The 22,026-nt window shown below is 56.1% G+C and carries 13 protein-coding genes and 4 tRNA genes; 14 read left to right on the top strand and 3 right to left on the bottom strand.

The genetic code is table 11. The features are described 5' to 3' along the window. Positions 1-991 (bottom strand): iron uptake transporter permease EfeU (gene efeU / locus F5897_RS02230; protein ID WP_183304330.1); only part of this gene is annotated, 991 nt, incomplete at its 3' end. Positions 992-1,162: 171 nt separating this feature from the next. Here efeU and F5897_RS02235 point away from each other — a divergent pair. The 6 genes from F5897_RS02235 to F5897_RS02260 all read left to right on the top strand — a co-directional run bounded on the left by F5897_RS02235 (position 1,163) and on the right by F5897_RS02260 (position 4,967). Beyond that, on the top strand, positions 1,163-2,686 hold the full coding sequence (locus tag F5897_RS02235) for a leucyl aminopeptidase family protein (protein ID WP_183304331.1): 1,524 nt from the start codon (positions 1,163-1,165) through the stop codon (positions 2,684-2,686). A gap of 118 nt (positions 2,687-2,804) precedes the next feature. Next, the gene (locus F5897_RS02240) at positions 2,805-4,157 is read left to right on the top strand and encodes a M18 family aminopeptidase (protein WP_183304332.1); all 1,353 of its coding nucleotides are present in this window, start codon (positions 2,805-2,807) and stop codon (positions 4,155-4,157) included. A 57-nt stretch (positions 4,158-4,214) separates the two neighbouring features. Beyond that, on the top strand, positions 4,215-4,490 hold the full coding sequence (locus tag F5897_RS02245) for a hypothetical protein (RefSeq protein ID WP_124825104.1): 276 nt from the start codon (positions 4,215-4,217) through the stop codon (positions 4,488-4,490). A gap of 151 nt (positions 4,491-4,641) precedes the next feature. Beyond that, a tRNA-Glu gene (locus F5897_RS02250) sits at positions 4,642-4,717 on the top strand. 24 nt (positions 4,718-4,741) lie between these two features. Continuing rightward, a tRNA-Asp gene (locus F5897_RS02255) sits at positions 4,742-4,815 on the top strand. Positions 4,816-4,894: 79 nt separating this feature from the next. Then, positions 4,895-4,967, top strand: a tRNA-Phe gene (locus F5897_RS02260). A 70-nt stretch (positions 4,968-5,037) separates the two neighbouring features. Here the strand turns inward: F5897_RS02260 and F5897_RS02265 are convergent. Further along, positions 5,038-5,955 carry a LysR family transcriptional regulator gene (locus tag F5897_RS02265; protein WP_183304333.1) on the bottom strand — a complete coding sequence of 306 codons (918 nt, stop codon included), beginning with the start codon at positions 5,953-5,955 and terminating at the stop codon, positions 5,038-5,040. 140 nt (positions 5,956-6,095) lie between these two features. On the opposite strand from F5897_RS02265, the gene F5897_RS02270 reads away from it, so the two are divergent. Continuing rightward, entirely contained in the window at positions 6,096-9,704 is a 3,609-nt protein-coding gene (locus F5897_RS02270; protein ID WP_183304334.1) for a proline dehydrogenase family protein, read from the top strand. Between the two features lie 165 nt (positions 9,705-9,869). Here the strand turns inward: F5897_RS02270 and F5897_RS02275 are convergent. Next, positions 9,870-9,960: transfer RNA gene (locus tag F5897_RS02275), tRNA-Ser, on the bottom strand. 120 nt (positions 9,961-10,080) lie between these two features. Between F5897_RS02275 and radA the strand changes: the two genes are divergently transcribed. The 7 genes from radA to F5897_RS02310 all read left to right on the top strand — a co-directional run bounded on the left by radA (position 10,081) and on the right by F5897_RS02310 (position 22,006). Continuing rightward, positions 10,081-11,397 (top strand): DNA repair protein RadA, encoded by a 1,317-nt coding sequence (gene radA, locus F5897_RS02280; RefSeq protein ID WP_124825101.1) that lies wholly within the window; start codon positions 10,081-10,083, stop codon positions 11,395-11,397. 27 nt (positions 11,398-11,424) lie between these two features. Continuing rightward, positions 11,425-12,909: a malate dehydrogenase (quinone) gene (mqo, locus tag F5897_RS02285; protein ID WP_221221255.1), complete on the top strand. Its 1,485-nt coding sequence runs from the start codon at positions 11,425-11,427 to the stop codon at positions 12,907-12,909. 271 nt (positions 12,910-13,180) lie between these two features. Next, on the top strand, positions 13,181-13,555 hold the full coding sequence (rpsL, locus tag F5897_RS02290) for a 30S ribosomal protein S12 (protein ID WP_124825099.1): 375 nt from the start codon (positions 13,181-13,183) through the stop codon (positions 13,553-13,555). Continuing rightward, positions 13,555-14,025, top strand: coding sequence for a 30S ribosomal protein S7 (gene rpsG / locus F5897_RS02295; protein ID WP_124825098.1), 471 nt, complete (start codon positions 13,555-13,557; stop codon positions 14,023-14,025). The genes rpsL and rpsG overlap by 1 nt, the downstream gene beginning before the upstream one ends. Positions 14,026-14,103: 78 nt before the next feature. Continuing rightward, positions 14,104-16,218: an elongation factor G gene (fusA, locus tag F5897_RS02300; RefSeq protein ID WP_124825097.1), complete on the top strand. Its 2,115-nt coding sequence runs from the start codon at positions 14,104-14,106 to the stop codon at positions 16,216-16,218. A gap of 163 nt (positions 16,219-16,381) precedes the next feature. Next, positions 16,382-17,575 carry an elongation factor Tu gene (gene tuf, locus F5897_RS02305; protein WP_124825096.1) on the top strand — a complete coding sequence of 398 codons (1,194 nt, stop codon included), beginning with the start codon at positions 16,382-16,384 and terminating at the stop codon, positions 17,573-17,575. A gap of 183 nt (positions 17,576-17,758) precedes the next feature. Beyond that, the gene (locus F5897_RS02310; protein ID WP_183304336.1) at positions 17,759-22,006 is read left to right on the top strand and encodes an SdrD B-like domain-containing protein; all 4,248 of its coding nucleotides are present in this window, start codon (positions 17,759-17,761) and stop codon (positions 22,004-22,006) included. Positions 22,007-22,026: the final 20 nt, after the last annotated feature.

Raw genomic sequence — 22,026 nt, forward strand, 5'->3', positions numbered from 1 at the left:
TCAGCAGCGCCCCGCCGCGATGGTGGCCGCTGTGCTCGCAGCCCTGGTGTGTTTCTTCATGGTTTTCTCCTTTTGTAATCTGCCCTGAGGAGGCGGAAAACTTGGTTTTGCGGCGGCTGATCCGCACAAAAGCTGGAATCGTGAAGCGCAAATAGAGCGCCCAAGCCAGCACTGCGAGCCAGCTCATCTGCGGCACAAACCCGATTGTGCCCTGCAGCAGTGCGGCTAGCGGAGTGCCCGGAGCAATCACGTGTTCGACATTAAATGCCCAACCAAACGGGAACGCTGCGCCCCAGAAAGGGCCCTCGAAGCCGGTCAGCACATCGCCGGTGCGGAAATTTGTCGGGGTAATCGGGTGTCCCGAGAATGGGCCCGGCAAGATTGCTGCTTCTTGCAGGTCGTGGATGCCGTACGCCAGCACGCCGGCGCTCACCAGTAGCAGGAAAGCGCCAGTCCAGGTAAAGAACGCCCGGAGGTTTGCCCGCACCGCGCCGCGGTTAATTAAAATCCCAAAGCCGGTGGCGACGATGATGCCCGCGACCGCGGCGCCGAGCGCGACGGCGGAGTTGATCCACCCCCACAGCAAAATAGTGGTTTCAAGGCCCTCTCTGGCAACTGTCACAAAAGCCAGCCAGAAAATTGCGGTGCCGCTGCCCAGCAGTAGCGCGCGATTCATGCCCTGCTCCAGTTCTGCGCGCAGTCGGGAGCCGGTTTTGAGCATCCAGAAAACCATCCAGGTGATCATTGCGACCGCCAACAGTGACATGGTGCCGCCGATTAGTTCTTGCTGAAAAAAGGTGAGTTGGGTGCGCCCGAAAGTGAAAAAAGCGCCGGCGGCAAGCGATGCCAGAACCGCAGCTGCTACGCCGTACCAGATTTTGCGTTTCACATCGTGGCGCTGCAGTTTCGTGGCGTAGGCGAGCAAAATGCCAATCACCAGGGCGGCTTCCAGGCCTTCCCGGAAGCCAATTAAAAATCCAGCTAGCGTCATCGAAGTTAAACCGTTCTTGTATTTTACCTAATCAGCAGGACTTGGTTGCCTGATAAGAGTATCATCAGATGAATTATATCGGCTAGCATCTCGCAAAACTTTATGAAGTTGCGTCAGTCGCGGCTGTGATTTGTTGCACGTCTCTAATTTGAAGGCGCTAGGCTAGTAGATATGAACCTTGTAATTGACCCAAAATACAATCCTGTTCCATCCCTGACGCAGTCACCGGAGATTGCAGTTGCCGCAACCGCGGCAGCAACCGGCGCAGTTGCGGTCTGGGTAACTAGCGAGGGTGAGCTCCCGCAGACGGTAGAGCTCAGCCGTGAAGAACTAAAACTTGCCGGTTTTACCGGCGCGAAAGGTCAAACCTACGTGCTGCCTGGCGAGCCAGTAACCGTGCTCGTGGGTATCGGCAAAGGCGTTAAAAACGCTGCCGAGGCGCGCAACGCGGTTGCCGCTTTTGTGCGTGCGGCAAACAAAGAGGCCGAGATTAGCTTCGAGCTGGAAACCCTGCACCGCGGTGACACCTGCGCCCGTGGTGCGGCACGCGCCGCGGTAGAGGGCGCACTGCTCGCGCGCTACGCATACGAAGAGCTGAAAACTGAGCGGAAGCTCGTGCCACTCACCAAAATCACCGTGGTGGCAACCGCAGACACCGAGCTGGCGCAGGAGGGCATCGCCCAGGGAGTGGCGCTGTCGCGTGCTGCGCGCCTGTCTCGCGACCTCGCTAACACCCCACCACGCCACCTCACCGCGACAAAACTCGCAGAGGTTGTTGCCGAGGTTGGCCCACAGTTTGGGTTGGAAGTAGAAGTCTTTGACCTCGCTAAGATTCAGGAACTGCGCCTAGAGGGCATGCTGGGTGTAAACGCCGGCAGCGTTGAAGAACCACGGGTTATTAAACTCAGCTACAAGCCGGAAAATGCGCGAGCGCATGTTGGCTTGGTTGGTAAAGGCATCATGTATGACTCCGGCGGTATTAGCCTGAAGCCATCTGATCCATCACACTGCATCATGAAGATGGACATGATGGGCGCCGTTTCACTGTTTGGCGCGATGACCGCGCTGGCTGATCTCAAGGTGGATGTTGCGGTTACCGGTTTCATGATGTGCACCGACAATATGCCATCCGGCAGTGCCACCAAGCTCGGTGATGTGCTGACTTACCGCAACGGCAAAACCGCCGAGGTCAAAAACACTGACGCTGAGGGTCGCCTGGTGCTGGCTGACGGTCTGGTGCTGGCAACCGAACTGGAGCCGCGCCCAGATGCGCTGGTAGATATCGCAACTTTGACCGGTGCCGCTTTGATGGCATTCGGCACCGAAACCACTGCGGTTATGGGTAATAATCAGGATGTGGTGGATCAGCTCATCGCAGCTGGTGCTAAAGCAGACGATGTGGCATGGCAGATGCCGCTCGACCTGCGGCTGAAAGAAACCATGAAATCAAACGTGGCTGATTTCGCAAACATTGGTGCCCGTGAGGGCGGTGCAATCACCGCGGCGCTGTTCCTCAACGAGTTCGTTGACGGCACCCCATGGGGTCACCTCGATATTGCCGGCACCATGGAGGCTACCTCCGATAAGCTGTGGCGTTCAGCCGGCGCAACCGGTGTGGGTGCACGCACCCTGGCGCACTTCCTGGCCGCCTTTAATCAGCCAAGCGGTGACATTATCGGCACCGAACTAGACTAAGTTTCGAGATGCAAAAACAGCGGGCGTGGTCAAATGGCCACGCCCGCTGTTGCTTTTGCTTTGGTGTTTGTGGCGCGTACTCCCCAGTGCCAGCGGGGAACTCTGGCACAGTTGAAGTATGACTTTCGAAGCAGAATTTCCGCACCGTTCGACGGGTGACACCACCCATGCACAGCAACTGTCTACAGCTTTAGCGTCACAAGCAGCCTATGTGGAGGCAATCGCGCAGTACGTGACGGAGTCGCCTACCTCGCACCACGCGGTGGCTGCGGCAGCGCGGCTGCTCGCAGAGCAGGGTTTTCAGTATCACGCCGAAACCACGGCGTGGCCACAGCTCGCGGCGGGCGCGACCGGTTATACGGTGCGAGACGGCGCGTTTATCGCCTGGAAAGTGGGCGGTGAGCACGGCGCAGCAGCGCCGCAGCCGGGATTTGCGGTGCGGATCTTTGGGGCGCACACTGACTCTCCCGGCTTTATGGTGAAGCCGGTTGCCGCCGGCGGCGCGCACGGTTGGCAGCAGCTGAACGTGGAGGTTTACGGCGGCCCGCTGCTAAACAGCTGGCTTGATCGCGATCTCGCTATCGCGGGCAAGGTGCAGCTGCGCGATGGCTCCTCGCGGCTGTTGTGCACAGCTGCTGTGGCGCGGATCCCGCAGCTTGCGATCCACCTCGAAAGCCGCGATAAAACCGCGCTTGAGTTAGACCGGCAGCAGCACACGCAACCGGTTTTAAGCCTTAACGGCCCCGCCGCAGAGCAGTTGATTGCGGAGGCCGCGGGCGTTTCAGCTCAGGACATCTGCGGCTGGGAGCTGCAGCTTGCTGACACGCAGCGCCCAGAGCTGATCGGTGCCCAGCAGGATTTGTTTGCGAGCGGCCGCATGGATAACCTCAGCAGTGTGTTTGCGGGGCTTGCGGGGCTTGCGGCGGCCACTGTGCCGGCGGGACAGGTTGCGGTGTTGGTCGCTAATGACCATGAAGAAGTGGGGTCACTGACCTACTCTGGCGCGATGGGTACCTTCCTGAACGATGTTTTGCTGCGCCTGAATGCGGGGGTTGGTGGATCAGCCACCGACTTACTGCTGACCAAAGCGCATGGCTGGATGATGTCGGCTGATGCCGGCCACGGAGTGCACCCGAACTATCCGGAGAAGCACGACCCGGTGGTGCGGCCGCAGCTGGGCAGTGGGCCAATGCGGAAGGTGAATGCAAACCAGCACTACGCGACCGACGCGGTCGGCGGCTATATTTGGGACAGTGCGCTGCGTGCCGCAGGGGTGCAGGGGCAGGTTTTTGTGTCGAAGAATACGACTCCGTGCGGCACCACAATTGGGCCGATTAGCACCGCGGCGGTGGGGATCCGCACTCTCGATGTGGGGGTGCCGCTATTGTCGATGCACTCCGCTCGGGAGCTGGCGCACGCTGCGGATTTGCACGCACTCGGGAAGCTCGCAGCTGCATTCTTCACGCTGTAAGGGCCGTTTGGATATGATTTATTATGTAGCTAGGTACTGTTAGGTCGGGGAGGGCAGATGAGTAACAGCGGTCAGGTAGAGCCTATTTTCGCAACTGAAATGTTGGTGCCGCAGGTGCAGCGGATCGGCAACCGTGACATTGAGGTGACCTATTTAGGTACGAACACCTTCGGAGAGTCCACTTGGATTCTATGGAATGCGCAGGAACCTACCCTGATTGGGATGCTGCGACAGGCAGACGGGAAGTTCACCTTTGAGCAGCGCACAAGCGTCGGTGCGATGCAGCACAGCGATTTGACCCGGGAAAAAGTGCAGCTGATGCTCGGTTCGTAGCCTTTTAGGGTGGCACAGTCGGAGAATTAGACACGCCGGTAAAACCTTGATTTTATGCGGTTTTTCGGGGATTCTGTGGGTGTGATTTGCGCTGAGTGGGGCGAATGCCGTAATCTTATTCATGGCGAAAAGATGGCGTGAAACGCGATCCGGCCCCATCGTCTAGAGGCCTAGGACGTCGCCCTTTCACGGCGGTAACACGGGTTCGAATCCCGTTGGGGTCACCACTCGCCAAATTTATAATTGAATATGGCCCTGTGGCGCAGTTGGTTAGCGCGCCGCCCTGTCACGGCGGAGGTCGCGGGTTCAAGCCCCGTCAGGGTCGCAAGATAAGAGCCCTTCAAGTTTTGAAGGGTTTCTTCATCTGATGCGGTGCAAGCCGCACCCGAGTGGCAAAACACTCAGGCTCTGTAGCTCAGTTGGTAGAGCGTTCGACTGAAAATCGAAAGGTCACCGGATCGATGCCGGTCGGAGCCACAACAGCCCGGTTCTTAAGAGCCGGGCTTTTGCTTTGCCTGTCGCGTTTGCGTGAGCTGGAGCCGGCGCACTATTTCTGCTGTTGCAGTTGGAGCATGATTTGCGTGCTTTGCTCCTGTAGTTCGGCGCGCACCGCTTGGATTGCCGGATGACTGGCAGCACCGCGGCGGGTTGCAGTGAAGATGTGGCGGCGCGGATCGCCCGGCAGATCCACCAAGCGCATCTGGTGTGCTGCATTTACCCGCACCAGTCCCGGCAACAGTGCTACCGCGTTACCGGTTTCAATCAGTCGCACGTGTGCTTGCAGGTCGGCGGTTTCGAAGCGAATGTCGGGCTCGAAGCCCGCGATACGGCAAGCCTGCTCGGCCCAGTGGCGGCTCGCCGCGCCACGCGGCTCCATCACCCAGGGTAGTTCCGCGGCGGCGGTGATTGCGGTGACGTGCGCAAACTCTGGCGTTAGCGGCAGTGCCAGGCGGATGCGGTCTTGCAGCAGTGAAACCCGGTCGAGGCCGCTGAAGTGTGCGGCGGCATGGCCCGGATACTGCTCCGCAACCACCAGATCGAAGGCGCGGGCAGCGGTTTCTGAGAGACCGGTTTCGGGTTCGTGCTGCACCACTTCAATGCGCAGCTTTGGGTGCTGTCGCTGCAGCCGCAACAGCGCTGCGGGCACCAGCGCCAGCAGCGCGGTCTGAAACACCGCGAGGCGGAGCGAACCGGTGAGCTCTTGCTGGGTCGCGTGCAGTGCGGCCTCGGCGGCCTCGAGGTCGTGCAGCATCTGCTCGGCGGCGCGCACCAGCTGTTTGGCTGGTTCTAGGAGGGTCAGGGTGCGACCTTGTTTGCGCAGCAGCAGTACGCCGGTTTCGCGCTCCAGTTGTGCCAGTTGTTGAGAGACCGCTGAGGGACTAAGGTCTAGGGCGCTAGCAACCGCCGCGATGGTGCCGCGGCGGCTGAGTTCTGCGAGCAAGCGCAGGCGTTTGATGTCGAGCATGATCCACCACCAAAAGATTAACTAAAACTTAATGATATTAAGAATATACAGTTAATTTTCTTCTTGATAGAGTTTGAATCAGAAGCGCGTGCGGGCACCTAAAGCAGGGGGCGCATGCATCCTTGGCAGAAAGGTATCAAGTGAACGAAAAAGTTGCAGCAACAGTGCGCCCGCAAGAGCTCGGTGACGCCGCGGTTGCGCTGGTAGAAAAATGGCTACGGGAAGCCGCAGAGGTGCCAGTGGATAAAGCTGGGCAGCGGCTCGCAGGCGTGCTGCGTGACCCTCGCGGGCTTGACTTCACGGTGGGCTTTGTTGACGGCGTGGTGCGCCCCGAAGATCTGGGCGCTGCGGCAAACAAACTGCAGGAGCTGGTACCACTGACGCCGAGCTTCCTGCCCGCGCCAATGCGGGGCGCAATTGGCGTCGGTGGAGCCCTCGCGAAGCCACTGCCGCAGGTTGTTGTGCCGGCCGCACGCAAAGTACTGCGTGAGATGGTAAGCCACTTGATTATCGATGCCACCCCGCAAAAACTCGGTCGCGCCATTAGCAAGATTAAAAAGCAGGGCGTGCGGCTGAACATGAACCTGCTCGGCGAAGCGATTCTCGGTGAGGCAGAAGCAGCGAAGCGACTAGCCGGCACTCACGAACTGCTGGCGCGAGATGATGTTGACTACGTCTCAATTAAGGTTTCTGCAACCGTCGCGCCGCACAACCACTGGGCCTTTGACGAGGCAGTTGAACACATCGTGAAGCAGCTGGTGCCGCTGTACCGCACCGCCAACGCGGCAAGCCCGAAGAAATTCATTAACCTCGATATGGAAGAGTACAAAGACCTCGACCTCACCATCGCGGTTTTCACTAAACTGCTGGAGCAGCCAGAGTTCATTAACCTCGAAGCCGGCATCGTGCTGCAGGCATATCTGCCGGACGCGCTCGGAGCGATGATGCGCCTGCAGGAGTGGGCAGCCGATCGCGTCGCAAACGGTGGCGCCCCAATCAAGGTGCGCGTGGTGAAGGGCGCCAACCTGCCAATGGAAATCGTTGACGCTACAATCCACGGCTGGCCAGTAGCTACCTGGGACACCAAGCAGCAGTCAGACACCAGCTACAAAGCGGTGCTCGATTACGCTCTGCACCCGGAGCGTGTAAAGCATGTGCGGATCGGCGTGGCGGGCCACAACCTCTTCGATGTGGCGCTCGCCTGGCTGCTCGCAAAGGCCCGGGGCGCCCAGCACGGCATCGAGTTTGAGATGCTGCTCGGCATGGCTACCGGCCAAGCGGAGGTTGTAAAGCGCGAAGTTGGCAACCTGTTGCTGTACGTGCCGGTTGTGAAGCCAGCAGAGTTTGACGTGGCAATCGCATACCTGATTCGCCGTCTTGAAGAGGGTGCCAGCCAGGAAAACTTCATGAGTGCGGTGTTCGAGCTGCACAGCAACACGGAGCTGTTCAAACGCGAGAAGCAGCGCTTCTTGGCATCGCTGGCAGATCTTGAGGCAATCACCGCGGACGGTGATCCACAAAACTATCAGGTGCCAGCCGCAAAACGGCAGCAGAACCGGCAGCACTTTGACGCAGCCGGTGTGGAGCAGCGGGTTGCGGATCGCGTTGCCGCCGGGGCTCGCGGCGAGTTTGCAAATACCCCTGACACCGATCCTGATTTGCCAGGTAACCGCGCATGGGGGCGTGAAATTGCACAGCGGATGGCTGCGTCACAGCTCGGTGTCGACCTGGTAGCTGCGGCTCAAGTTGCAAAGCAGACAGAGCTGGAAGAAATCATCACCCGCGGTATTGCAGCGCAGCAGGGCTGGGAATCGCTGGGAGCTGCGGGCCGCGCCGAGGTGCTGCACCGCGCAGGCGAAATGTTAGAGCAGCGGCGTGCCGAGCTGCTGGAGGTGATGGGTTCCGAGTGTGGTAAGACCCTTGACCAGGCAGATCCGGAAATTTCTGAAGCGATTGACTTTGCGCACTACTACGCGATGCTGGGGCAGCAGCTGGAGCAGGTTGTTGGCGCTAAGCCAGCACCACAAAAGCTGATTGCGGTGATCCCGCCATGGAACTTCCCGGTTGCGATTTCTGCTGGTGGCACTCTCGCAGCGTTAGCTTCCGGTGCGGCGGTGATTGTGAAACCAGCCACCAACGCAGCCCGCTCTGGCGCGCTGATGGTGCAAGCGCTGTGGGATGCTGGCGTGCCGCGCGAGGTGCTGCAGCTTGTGCAGTTCGCCGACCGGGAGCTCGGCTCTCAGCTGGTGGCCGATTCCCGTGTTGGGCGTGTTATTCTGACCGGCGCGTATGAGACTGCTGTGGCTTTCCGCGGATTGCGTCGAGACCTTCCGGTGCTGGCAGAAACCAGCGGTAAAAACGCTATCATCGTGACCCCGAACGCTGACCTTGACCTGGCCGCAAAAGACGTGGCGTTGAGCGCTTTCGGGCACGCGGGGCAGAAGTGTTCTGCGGCTTCGCTGGTGATTTTGGTCGGGTCTGTTGCGAAATCCAAGCGCTTTAAAAACCAGCTGCTGGACGCGGTGAAGTCGCTGAAGGTTGGCACTCCTGACGACTTGGAAAGCCAGATGGGCACCATCATTACCGCGCCTGACGGTAAGCTGCTGCGCGGTCTAACCGAGCTTGGTGCCGGTGAAAGCTGGCTGCTCAAGCCACAGCCGCTGGGCAGCCAAAGCCCGCTAGCGCTCGACAAGAACGGCAAAAACAAGCTGTGGAGCCCGGGTGTGCGGGACGGTGTGCAGCGCGGTAGCGAGTACCACATGACCGAGTATTTCGGCCCTATTCTCGGCATTATGACCGCTGCGACCCTGGCGGAAGCAATCGACATTGTTAATGACATTGAATACGGTCTGACCAGCGGTTTGCACTCGCTTGACCGGGACGAAATCGACCTCTGGCTGCGAACTGTGCAGGCGGGTAACCTTTACGTCAATCGCGGCATTACCGGTGCTATCGTGCAACGGCAGCCTTTCGGCGGCTGGAAGAAGAGCGCTATTGGTGCCGGTTGCAAAGCTGGCGGGCCAAATTACTTGCATGGCTTGGTTGATTGGGTGGATCAGCCCGCCGCTGTTGCCGCCACTGCGGGGGGAGAAGCAGCGGCTGAGTCTGCAGGCGCAGCGCCCCTGTCTGGACGCTCAGCGAAGTTGTTTGCCGCGGCACAGCAAGCGCAGCTCGGCGCCGGAGAGCTGCAGTGGTTGGAACAGGCGCTCGCCAATGACTCCGCAGCTTGGAATGCAGAGTTCGGAGTGAACCGTGATGCTTCCCAGCTTGGCATTGAGCGCAACGTGCTGCGTTACCTCCCGAGCGACGAGGTGACTGTGCGTGCCGTGCAGAGTGCGCCGCTGCAGCATCTGGTGCGGGTGCTGGGAGCTGCGCTGCAGACCGGCTCACGCCCAACTTTGAGCGTGGATTACGTGCTGCCGCAGCCGCTGGTGACGGTGCTGCAGCAGGCCGGTGTCAAGATTGAGTTCCAAGACGCCGCAGCGTGGCGTCAGACTGTGCAGCAGCTGGCTGCGCGCGAAGGCGCTGCGGCAAGCTGGCGGATTCGGTTGGTTGCGGGGGCGGATCGCGCCACCGAACTGGATGCCATCTACGAGGCTAGCGCGGGCAAGCCAGACATTGCCGTCTATGGCGGTGAAGTGGTTTCTGCTGGTCGGGTGGAGATGCTGCCGTTCCTGCAGGAGCAGGCGGTGTCTATCACGGCACACCGCTTCGGCACTCCGAACTTCCTCAGTGAGGGGCTGCTGTAACGCGTCGCTGTAAAGCAAGGTGGAACGGTGTGCTCGGGTTGTCGGGCACACCGTTTCTGTTAGCTGCCTGCATGGCGCGTATCAGGCAATGTTTACTGTCGGTTTACTCACCCCCGTTTTGAGGGATATGAAAACCCCCAGAAAACCTCGATTTTCCGGGGGTATTGGCGGTGGCGGCGGGATTTGAACCCGCGGTGCGGGGTTACCGCACACGACTTTTCGAGAGTCGCACCTTCGGCCGCTCGGACACGCCACCGCTATTTAGCTTACGCTGGCTGCTGGCAATAATGCAATTTTGTGCGGCAGCTTGTTCCGGCAAAAACTGCATTCAGCGGATTTAAGCAAAGTTGTCACCCCTCTGCAATAAAGTCTTAGTATGGCAAAGAACAAAACCGGTTACCGCTGTCGCAAGTGCGGGTGGGAGAGCTCGCGTTGGCTCAGTAAATGCGGGCAGTGCGAGACCTTTAACGCAATGCAGGAGGTACAGCTCGCACCTGCCGGGGCTGGGGTGCGTACCACAACCGTGACGGAGCCGCAGCAGCCAGCTTTGCCAATCACCCAGGTAGCTGCCGGTCTCAGTGTTTATCTGCCCACCGGTATCGCCGAGTTAGATCGGGTTTTGGGCGGTGGCTGCGTGCCGGGAGCAGCGATTTTGTTTTCTGGTGAGCCCGGGGTCGGTAAATCGACGCTATTGCTGCAGGCTGCGGCCAGGGTAGCTGCCCTGGGAGCTAAGGTTTTGTACATCAGCGGCGAAGAGTCTCTCGGGCAAATAAAGCTGCGGGCGGATCGCACCGGCGCCGTGCAAAACACCCTGTTTCTGGCAACGGAGACTGATGTGACCGCGGTGCTGGGACACATTGCTGCGGTTGATCCTGATTTCTTGATAGTTGATTCGGTGCAGACCATTGCCAGCCCAGACATTGAGGGTGTGGTGGGCGGGCCGGCGCAGGTACGTGAGGTGGCGCAAATATTGGTGCGCGCCGCGAAGCAGCGTAACACTCCTTTAATGCTGGTCGGGCACGTCACCAAAGAGGGCAATGTGGCAGGTCCTCGCACACTGGAGCACCTGGTTGATGTTGTGTGCCATTTTGAGGGCGATAGGCAGAGCTCGCTCAGGTTTTTACGTACCTTGAAAAATCGTTTCGGCGCCACCGATGAGGTGGGCTGTTTTGAGATGGTTGCTGCGGGGATTCGCGAGGTTGCAGACCCAAGTGAGCTGTTTGTTAGCGGCGCAGCCGCTGCTGCGAGCGGCACTTGTGTGACTTTTGCTTTGGAGGGGCGGCGGGTGCTGCCGGTGGAGGTACAGGCGCTGGTGGCGGCAAGTGCAGCTCCGCAGCCGCGGCGGGTGACCAGCGGGGTTGATGCTGCACGGGTCGCGATGATTCTCGCTGTGTTAGAGCGCCGCGCAGGGTTAAAACTGCATGATAAAGACGTTTATGTGTCTACCGTCGGCGGCATTAAACTGCAGGAGCCGGGGGCTGATTTAGCGATTGCGCTGGCGATTGCGAGTGCGGCGCAAGATAAGCCACTGCCGGCGGGGGTGGCGGCTGCCGCTGAGCTTAGCCTTTCCGGGGAGGTGCGTCCGGTGATTTCCAACGAGCAGCGCGCAAAGGAAGCGAAGCGGCTGGGTTATACAAAGTATCTTGATAGCGCGCAGGGTACCATAGCTGCTGCGTGCGCTACGGTGCTTTAGGCTACGGCCGTTAAAAATCGCGGTAAGATGTTGAGAGTGAACATGAAAGCAGTTGATGTAGCACTTATCGGCGGCGGTATTATGAGCGCAACCCTCGGGACGCTTCTCAAAAAATTAGAGCCGCAGTGGAGAATCGAGCTGTTCGAGACGCAGGATGAAGTTGCCACCGAGAGCAGCAACGGCTGGAATAACGCCGGCACAGGGCACGCTGCGCTGTGCGAGCTGAACTACATGCCGGAGGGTGCCGATGGCAGTCTGTCTGGCGCGAAAGCTATTGATATCAACGAGCAGTACCAAATGTCACGGGAGTGGTGGGCAAGTCAGGTCGAGCAGGGCGTGCTAAAAAACCCTGAAAGCTTTATTAACTCGGTGCCGCACCTGACCTTCGTGGAAGGCGAGGAAAACGTTGATTACCTGCGCCGTCGCTACGAGATTTTGAAAGACGAGCCGCTTTTTGCGGATATGGAATACACCGAAGATCCAGCGGTTATTGCTGAGTGGGCTCCGCTGCTGATTGATCGCCGCGACAAAAACCAGGTCATCGCTGCAACCCGCTCACGCAGCGGTAACGACGTTAATTTTGGCGAGGTTACGAAGCAGCTGGTGGAACACCTGGCCGAGTCTGGTGCCGGGGTGCACTTGAATTCCCGGGTCACTGATGTGCGGCGGGTCGAAGGTGCCTGGGAGCTTACTATCACTGACCGGCAGCGGTCACAGCGGCACACAGTGAAGGCTAAGTTCGTGTTTGTTGGTGCTGGCGGCGGTGCGCTGCATCTGCTGCAAGCATCCGGGATTCCCGAGATTGCCGGCTACGGCGGTTTCCCAATCAGCGGTAAGTTCCTGCGCTGCACTAATAAAGAAGTGATTGCCCAGCATCAGGCAAAGGTTTACGGCAAAGCAAAAGTTGGTGCGCCTCCAATGTCTGTGCCGCACCTCGATACCCGTTATATTGACGGGGAGCAGGGACTGCTGTTTGGCCCTTACGCCGGTTTCAGCCCGAACTTCCTGAAGAGCGGTTCGTGGTTTGATTTGTTTAAGTCGATTCGCGCCCATAACCTGGGGCCAATGATGAAAGTCGGCTTGACACAGTGGTCGCTGGAAAAATATCTGGCGCAAGAATTGTTGGCAAGCCGCGACAAGCAGATTGAGACGCTGCGGGAATACTACCCGGCTGCAGACGCTGATGACTGGGAGATGATCACCGCCGGTCAGCGTGTGCAGATTATGAAGAAAGACCCAGAAAAAGGCGGTGTGCTGCAGTTCGGCACCGAGATCGTGTCTAGTGCAGACGGCACTATCGCCGGGCTTTTGGGTGCTTCGCCAGGAGCTTCAACCGCGGTTTATGCGATGCTTAACGTTTTGAAGACCTGCTTCAAAGAGCAGTTTGAAAACAAGTGGCGGCAAGAAATCGCAAAAGAAGTGCCGGCATATTTTGAGCCACTCAACACCTCTTTGGAAGCCGCAAATGCTTCCTACGAGCGTACCGCACAGGTTTTGGGCCTCGAAAAATAATCCGCGATAAAGGTTTACCCTGCCGTAGGCGGTTATGAGCTTGCGTAATCCCAGCGGCAGGGCGTAACATAAATAGTGGTGTGTTCCACCTTGATCACGTCACGCGTGGCGAAAAGAGCGCACTTAGGGTCCCTGCCCAGACGGGCAAACCCCCACGGCATACCTGCACCAGTGTTTAATATCAAGCACGGCAGGTCGTTGCTAGCTAAGCAACAAGCTGAAAACACATTCAGTATCGCTGTCACCGTGCAGCACTAATAAGGAGAACAAGTTGCCTACAATTCAGCAGCTGGTTCGCAAAGGCCGCAAGTCTAAGGTCGCAAAGACCAAGGCACCTGCGCTGAAAGCGAATCCTCAGCAGCGTGGTGTGTGCACCCGTGTGTACACCACAACCCCAAAGAAGCCTAACTCAGCTATGCGTAAGGTAGCCCGTGTGAAGCTTTCTAACGGCACCGAGGTCACCGCCTACATTCCAGGCGAGGGCCACAACCTGCAGGAGCACTCAATGGTGCTCGTGCGTGGTGGTCGTGTGAAAGACTTGCCAGGTGTACGTTACCGTATCGTGCGCGGTGCGCTTGATACCCAGGCTGTGAAAGGCCGTCAGCAGGCTCGTAGCCACTACGGTGCGAAGAAGGAGAAGAAGTAATGCCACGTAAAGGCCCAGCTCCGAAACGCCCAGTTGTAGCGGATCCAGTATACGGTTCACCAGTGGTGAGCCAGCTTGTAAACAAAGTTCTGCTCGACGGCAAAAAAGGTCTTGCAGAGCGTATCGTTTACGGTGCGCTTGAGAAGGTAGCGGAAAAGAGCGGTCAGGACGCAGTAGTTGTGCTGAAGAAAGCTCTTGACAACATCCGCCCAACCCTCGAGGTGCGCTCACGTCGCGTTGGCGGTAGCACCTACCAGGTGCCGGTTGAGGTTAAACCACACCGTGCTAACACTCTTGCGCTGCGTTGGTTGACCGGTTATGCAAAAGCTCGCCGCGAGCACACCATGACTGATCGTCTGACCAATGAGATCCTCGATGCTTCAAACGGTCTTGGTGCCGCTGTGAAGCGTCGTGAAGACACTCACAAGATGGCTGAGTCGAACCGCGCGTTCGCTCACTACCGCTGGTAGTCAGTTCGCGGGCAGTGATTCGTCACTGCCCGCACTGCCGGCTTTAAGTTTTAACCACTTCATACTGAGGAGATCCCTGTGGCACAAGACGTGCTCACCGACCTGAATATGGTCCGCAACATCGGCATCATGGCGCACATTGATGCTGGTAAAACCACTACCACCGAGCGCATCCTGTTTTACACAGGTGTGAACCACAAGCTTGGCGAAACCCACGACGGTGCATCAACCACCGACTGGATGGAGCAGGAAAAAGAGCGTGGTATCACCATTACCAGCGCTGCGGTTACTTGCTTCTGGAACAAGAACCAGATCAACATCATTGACACCCCAGGTCACGTTGACTTCACTGTTGAGGTGGAGCGTTCACTGCGTGTGCTCGACGGTGCCGTAGCTGTTTTTGACGGCAAAGAGGGCGTGGAGCCACAGTCTGAGACCGTGTGGCGTCAGGCTGATAAGTACGAAGTTCCACGTATCTGCTTCGTTAACAAGATGGACAAGATGGGTGCTGACTTCTACTTCACCGTAGACACCATCGTAAGCCGTCTTGGCGCTAAGCCACTCGTAATGCAGCTGCCAATCGGTGCCGAAGCTGACTTTATCGGCGTTGTTGACCTGCTGAGCATGAAAGCATTCGTATGGCCAGGCGATGCAAAGGGTGACGTAACCCTCGGCGCTGAGTACGAGGTGCAGGACATCCCTGCAGATCTGCAGGCGAAAGCCGAAGAGTACCGTGCCCAGCTGGTAGAGACCGTTGCTGAGAGCGATGAAGCGCTGCTGGAGAAGTATTTCGCTGGCGAAGAGTTGACCATTGACGAAATCAAGGGTGCAATTCGCAAACTGGTAGTGAAGAACGAAATCTTCCCAGTGTTCTGTGGTTCAGCGTTTAAGAACCGCGGCATTCAGCCAATGCTTGACGCGGTTGTTGACTTCCTGCCAAACCCGCTGGATATTGGTGCTATCAAGGCACACGATCCTGCTGACGAAGAGAAAATCATCGAGCGCAAGCCAAGCTCTGATGAGCCATTCTCAGCGCTGGCGTTCAAGGTTGCGGTGCACCCATTCTTCGGTCGCCTAACCTACGTGCGCGTGTACTCAGGTGTGGCTCCTTCAGGCGCGCAGGTAGTTAACTCAACCAAGAGTAAGAAAGAGCGTATCGGTAAAGTATTCCAGATGCACGCCAACAAGGAGAACCCTGTTGACGAGCTGCGCGCCGGTAACATCTACGCAGTTATCGGTCTGAAAGACACCACCACCGGCGACACTCTGTGCGATCCAGCGAACCCAGTTGTGCTGGAGTCAATGACCTTCCCAGAGCCAGTGATCGAGGTTGCGGTAGAGCCAAAGACCAAGGGCGACCAGGAAAAGATGTCAACCGCGATTCAGAAGCTTGCGGAGGAGGATCCAACCTTCCGCGTGAGCCTGAACGCAGAAACCGGGCAGACTGTTATCGCCGGTATGGGTGAGTTGCACCTCGACATCATCGTGGACCGGATGAAGCGCGAGTTCAAGGTGGAAGCAAACGTTGGTAAGCCACAGGTTGCTTACCGCGAAACCATCCGCCGTGCAGTAGAGAAGCACGAATACACTCACAAGAAGCAGACCGGTGGTTCTGGTCAGTTCGCGAAGGTGCAGATTGCACTTGCTCCGCTTGAGGTTGAGGGCAGCGAAATCTACGAGTTCGAGGATAAAGTTACCGGTGGTCGTGTGCCACGCGAGTACATTCCATCAGTGGACGCGGGTATTCAGGATGCAATGCAGTACGGTATCCTCGCTGGCTTCCCAGTTGTGGGTGTGAAAGCAACCCTGCTTGACGGTCAATACCACGATGTTGACTCATCTGAAATGGCCTTCAAGATTGCAGGTTCAATGGCTTTCAAAGAGGCTGCGAAACTTGCAGCACCAGTGCTGCTAGAGCCAGTTATGGCTGTAGAAGTGCGTACTCCAGAAGAGTACATGGGTGATGTAATCGGTGACTTGAACTCTCGCCGTGGCCAGATCCAGTCAATGGAGGATGCATCCGGTGTGAAGGTTGTGCGTGCAAACGTGCCACTTTCAGAAATGTTTGGGTACATTGGCGACCTGCGGTCAAAGACCAGCGGTCGTGCGGTGTTCTCGATGGTCTTTGACTCCTATGCTGAGGTGCCGAAGGCTGTGGCCGATGAGATCATTCAGAAGGCTCAGGGCGCCTAAAACGCCCGATTGGGCGTCACTGCGAAACGATTTCAAGGTGACGCCCAGCAAACTCATCTGTTTTTCTGTAAGATGAGTAGGTAACATAAAACGAAAACTAGTTGTATTTAGCGCCGCTAATCCGGTGGTTGTTGAATACACAAGACGTCCTGAGGAGGACCAAGTGGCAAAGGCCAAGTTCGAGCGGACTAAGCCGCACGTAAACATCGGTACCATCGGTCACGTTGACCACGGTAAGACCACTCTTACCGCTGCTATCTCAAAGGTTCTGGCTGACAAGTTCCCGTCAGAGACCAACGTACAGCGTGACTTCAACACCATTGACTCAGCTCCGGAGGAGCGCGAGCGCGGTATTACCATCAACATCTCACACGTTGAGTACGAGACCGAGAAGCGTCACTACGCACACGTTGACGCTCCAGGCCACGCTGACTACATCAAGAACATGATCACCGGTGCAGCTCAGATGGACGGCGCTATCCTCGTGGTAGCAGCTACCGACGGTCTGATGGCTCAGTCAAAGGAGCACATCCTCCTGGCTAAGCAGGTTGGTGTTCCATACCTGCTCGTTGCGCTGAACAAGTGCGATCAGGTAGAAGACGAAGAGATGCTTGAGCTGGTTGAAATGGAAGTTCGTGAAGAGCTTTCAAAGAACGGCTTCGACGGTGACAACGCTCCAGTTGTGCGCGTATCAGGCTACCAGGCACTGCAGGGCGACGAGAAGTGGACTGAGTCAATCCTGGAGCTGATGGCTGCAGTTGACGAGTCAATTCCTGACCCAGTACGTGACAAAGACAAGCCATTCCTGATGCCAATTGAGGATGTTTTCACCATCACCGGTCGTGGCACCGTGGTTACCGGCCGTGCTGAGCGTGGTACCCTGAAGATCAACTCTGAGGTTGAAATCGTTGGTCTGCGGGACACTCAGAAGACCACCGTAACCGGTATCGAGATGTTCCACAAGCAGCTCGATGAGGCATGGGCAGGTGAGAACTGTGGTCTGCTGCTTCGCGGCACCAAGCGTGAAGACGTTGAGCGTGGCCAGGTTGTTGTAGCTCCAGGCTCAATCACCCCACACACCAAGTTCGAGGGCACCGCTTACATCCTGAAGAAGGAAGAGGGCGGCCGCCACAACCCATTCTTCACTAACTACCGTCCGCAGTTCTACTTCCGTACCACTGACGTGACCGGTGTTATCTCTCTGCCAGAGGGCACCGAGATGGTTATGCCAGGTGACACCACCGACATGACCGTTGAGCTGATTCAGCCAATCGCGATGGAGGAGTCACTCGGCTTCGCTATCCGCGAGGGTGGCCGCACCGTTGGTGCAGGCACCGTTACCAAAATTCTTGACTAAGAGTCTTTAAAAGTTCAGGGTCCGAGTATAGCGCTCGGGCCCTGAACTTTTTTACTGAGCAGTTTTCAAGAGACTAGAATTGTTTAACTTAGGTAAGCCAAAATTGACGGTTTATTGCAGTAGCTGATACGATACTCAGGCAGGTTAGTGAGAATTTTCTCACAAAAGCAAAAGAGAGAACAAATGGAAACTAAAACCGTAAAACGCGGTTCGAAGTTGAAGACGTTTGTTACCGGTTTTGCAGCGCTAACGCTGGCATTCGGTAACGCGTTGATTGCAACTTCTGCTGCACAGGCTGCAGATATTGGCAGCCAATTGACTCAGGAACGGGCTACTATTACTGGTCCGGATCTTGCAACTCTTTCATGGGGTGACTCCTTTGGCGCTGAGAACTATGCCTGTGTTCCGGACAGTGCGCAGCCAGGTGACACCTGGACTTGGAGCATGCCAAGTCAGATTACTTGGCAACGCAATGTAACTTTGGAGCACGATAACACTCCGGTGATTGACGTGGTAATCGAAAACGGTACCGCGACTTTCACTTTGCGCCCAGAAATTGCTGGTGTGTCTAACCGATGCTTGAACTTCAGCTTTGGGGGCACGTTAAATAATGATAGTAACCTACTAGGAAGCCAGACTCTCGAAATCCGAGGTGGGCAGGGCCAATTGCTGGGTTCTAAGCAGATTACAGTGCGGAAGCCACCTTTCCACGAGCTGCCTACATACCACTGGAAGCAGCTGTGGTTCAATCGTGAGGATCAGTGTCGTCAGGATGTTAACAGCTGCTTGACCACAGCTATTACTTTGAAGGCTGGCGATCAGGGCAGAATTACTGTTACAGATATCGCGCAGCCAAACTGGAAATTTAAGTGTGACGCGTTAACCTTCACTCTCCGTGATCACAATCTTGAAACCCAGTCTGATGCTAAAGGCGTGCTTGAGAACCTGAGCTGTTCGCCAACTGCACTTAGCTTTGAAGTTAACACTGCCGGTCTTGAGGCTCACAAGAGCTACCGCATGACGATTGAAGCTAACGCTGTTGTTCCTGGTGAAACAGGTCTTGTTAACTACAGTAACGTTGCAACTGTAACCGACAAAGCAGACTCTCAGGTTATTGAGACACAGAACCAGTCTTCTTACGTTGGTGGCTACGTTACTGGTGCTAGCCTGAAAATTCGTAAGACGGACGCTGCTGGTAACGACGCTAACACTCAGGGCCAGGGAGTGGAACTGCTTAACGGCAGCACTACCCTCAATTACGCTATCGTCAATAACGGTGACCAGCCGTTGACCAACATTCAAGTGAGCGATAACGTTACCACTGGTAACGCTAAAGTGACTAACTTGAGCTGTGTTTTCCCGGATAAAAAAACCGGAGTGCAGTGGGACGGTCCGTTCCAGCCGAAGGCCAGCTTCACCTGTACAGCTGAGCTTGCAGGCGTGGTAGGACACCACTCAAATGTCGGTGTTGTAACTGGTATCGGTGCCGGCGGTGAACCAGTTCGTGCTGAAGATCCATACTGGGCAAACAACAAGAAAAAGGTAAAGGTTGGCAACCAGGTTTGGTTTGACGCAAACGGTGACGGTCTCTTCCAAGAAGGTCAGGAAGAGGGAATTGACGGAGTAACTCTGACTATTTCTCGTACCGATGGCGCGCAGGTGACTGATTACGCTGGTGGTGCTTACAACACTGCGATTCAGTCTGCAAACGGTGGTAAGTATCTGTTTGAAAACTTGCCAGCATTGCCAGACGGCGTTAAATATGAAGTAACTATTTCAAATGTCCCAGCTGAATACACGCCTACCAAGGCTGATGTAGGCGGCGTAGAGGGCATTGATAACAACTCATCAACCACCAAAGCTACTTCAACCGATTTGACCACCAACGGTGCTCAGGATCTTACCCTCGACTTCGGCTTCGTAAAGAACAAGAAGGTGTCAATCGGTAACCAGGTATGGTTCGACGCTGACAAGAACGGTCTCTTCGACAACAACGAGCAGGGCATTGAAAATGTTAAGCTCACCGTTACCCGTACCGATGGTAACCCAGTAACTAATTACAAGGGTGAAGAGCTGACTGATAATCAGCGCTCGACACGCACCACCGCTGATGGGCAGTACCTGTTCGTGGATCTTGCTGCTTTGCCTGCGGACGTAAAGTACGTGGTTACTGTCTCTGAGGTTCCTGCGCAGTACGAGCCAACCAAGGCTGATGTAGGCGGCGCTGAAGGTGTTGACAACAACTCTTCAACTGGCACTGCTACATCTATTGCTCTGACCACTAATGGTGCTCAGGATCTTACCCTGGACTTCGGCTTCATTGAGAAGCCAAAGGTGTCAATCGGTAACCAGGTATGGTTCGACGCTGATAACAATGGTCTCTTCGATAATGGAGAGAAGGGTCTTGAGAACATTAAGCTCACCGTTACTCGTAGTGACAACAACCCTGTTACTAACTTTAAGGGTGAGGAGCTGACCGAGGATCAGCGGTCTACTAAGACCAATGCGCAGGGTCAGTACATGTTTGAGAACCTTGCTGTGCTGCCTGCTGGCACCAAGTACATTGTGACTGTTTCTGAGGTTCCTGCTCAGTACGAGCCAACCAAGGCTGATGTTGGTGGTGCAGAGGGTGTTGACAACAACTCTTCAACCGGTACCGCAACCTCAACCGACTTGACCACCGATGGTGCTCAGGATCTTACCCTGGACTTCGGCTTCATTGAGAAGCCAAAGGTGTCAATCGGTAACCAGGTATGGTTCGACGCTGATAACAACGGTCTCTTCGATAATGGAGAGAAGGGTCTTGAGAACATCAAGCTCACCGTTACCCGCAGTGACAACAACCCTGTTACTAACTTTAAGGGTGAGGAGCTGACCGAGGATCAGCGGTCTACTAAGACCAATGCGCAGGGTCAGTACATGTTTGAGAACCTTGCTGTGCTGCCTGCTGGCACCAAGTACATTGTGACTGTTTCTGAGGTTCCTGCTCAGTACGAGCCAACCAAGGCTGATGTTGGTGGTGCAGAGGGTGTTGACAACAACTCTTCAACCGGTACCGCAACCTCAACCGACTTGACCACCGATGGTGCTCAGGATCTTACCCTGGACTTCGGCTTCGTGTACAAGAAGGTATCAATCGGTAACCAGGTATGGTTCGACAAAGATAACGATGGTCTTTTCAACAACAACGAAAAGGGTATCGCTAACGCTGAGTTGACTGTTACCCGTACCGACGGTCAGCCTGTTGTTGACTTCAAGGGCCAGCCTTACAACGTAAAAACCACTACTAACGCTGACGGACAGTATCTGTTTGCTGATCTCTCGGTGCTTCCAGCAGACGTTAAGTACGTAGTTACTATTGCGGATATCCCAGGCTACCTGCCAACCAAGGCTGATGTTGGTGGTGTTGAGGGTGTTGACAACAACTCTTCAACCGGTACCGCAACCTCAACCGCTTTGGTTGACAACAACGCAGCAGACCTTACCTTGGACTTCGGCTTCGTAAAGAAGAAGGTTTCTGTAGGTGACTATGTCTGGTGGGATGTTAACCGTGATGGTCAGCAGAGTGACGATGAAAAACCAGTTTCAGATGTAACAGTTAAGCTGTTTAATGAAGCAGGGGAAGAAATCGGCACTACCGAGACTGATGAGAACGGATTCTACTCATTCGTTGACCTGGAAGCTGGCGATAAGTACACAGTGAAGTTCATTGCGCCTGAAGGTGCAAGCTTCACCACTCAAGAAGAGGGCGACGAGGCAACTGACTCTAACCCAAATCTTGAGGGTGTAGCAGAGTTCACCGCTCCACTGGACGGTCAGAACAAAGCTGATAAACCAGATCTGCCAACCATCGATGCTGGTATCGTGAAGCTGAACCTAGTACTGGTTAAGAAGCTCGAAACCACTGAGCTGGTTTACCCAGGTGATGAAGTAGTGTTCACCCTGACCCCTTCAAACGAAGGTCCAGTTGATGCACTGGCTGGTTGGTCAGTAACTGACGTGCTGCCTGCAGGGCTGACCCTGGTAGACATCAGCGGTGAAGGTTACACCTGTGATAAGGAAACCGCAACCTGCATCGCAGCAGATATTCTTGCTGCCGGCGAAACCGGTAATGCGATTACTGTGAAAGCCAAGGTTGATGCGGATGTTAAAGGCAGCCTGCACAACGTAGCATACGTTGCCCCAGCCCCAGAAGAGATCGTTGAGACCAACCCACTCGGTGACAAGCCAGTTACTGGCACTAACACCGATGAGACCTCAACCGATAACGATTCACAGGCGCTGGTGAAGGTTATTGAGGTTATCGTCCCAGAGAAGCCAGGCCTGGCAAAGACCGGTGGTGACATGCCACTGGTAGGTGCCGGTGTTGCTGCTATGCTGCTTGCAGCAGGCGGTGCCCTGGTTGCTGCACGACGCAGCAAGCGGGCGTAACAGCAATAGTTGCTAACTAA

The organism is Canibacter oris, assembly GCF_014197205.1.
GTDB lineage: Bacteria > Actinomycetota > Actinomycetes > Actinomycetales > Microbacteriaceae > Canibacter > Canibacter oris.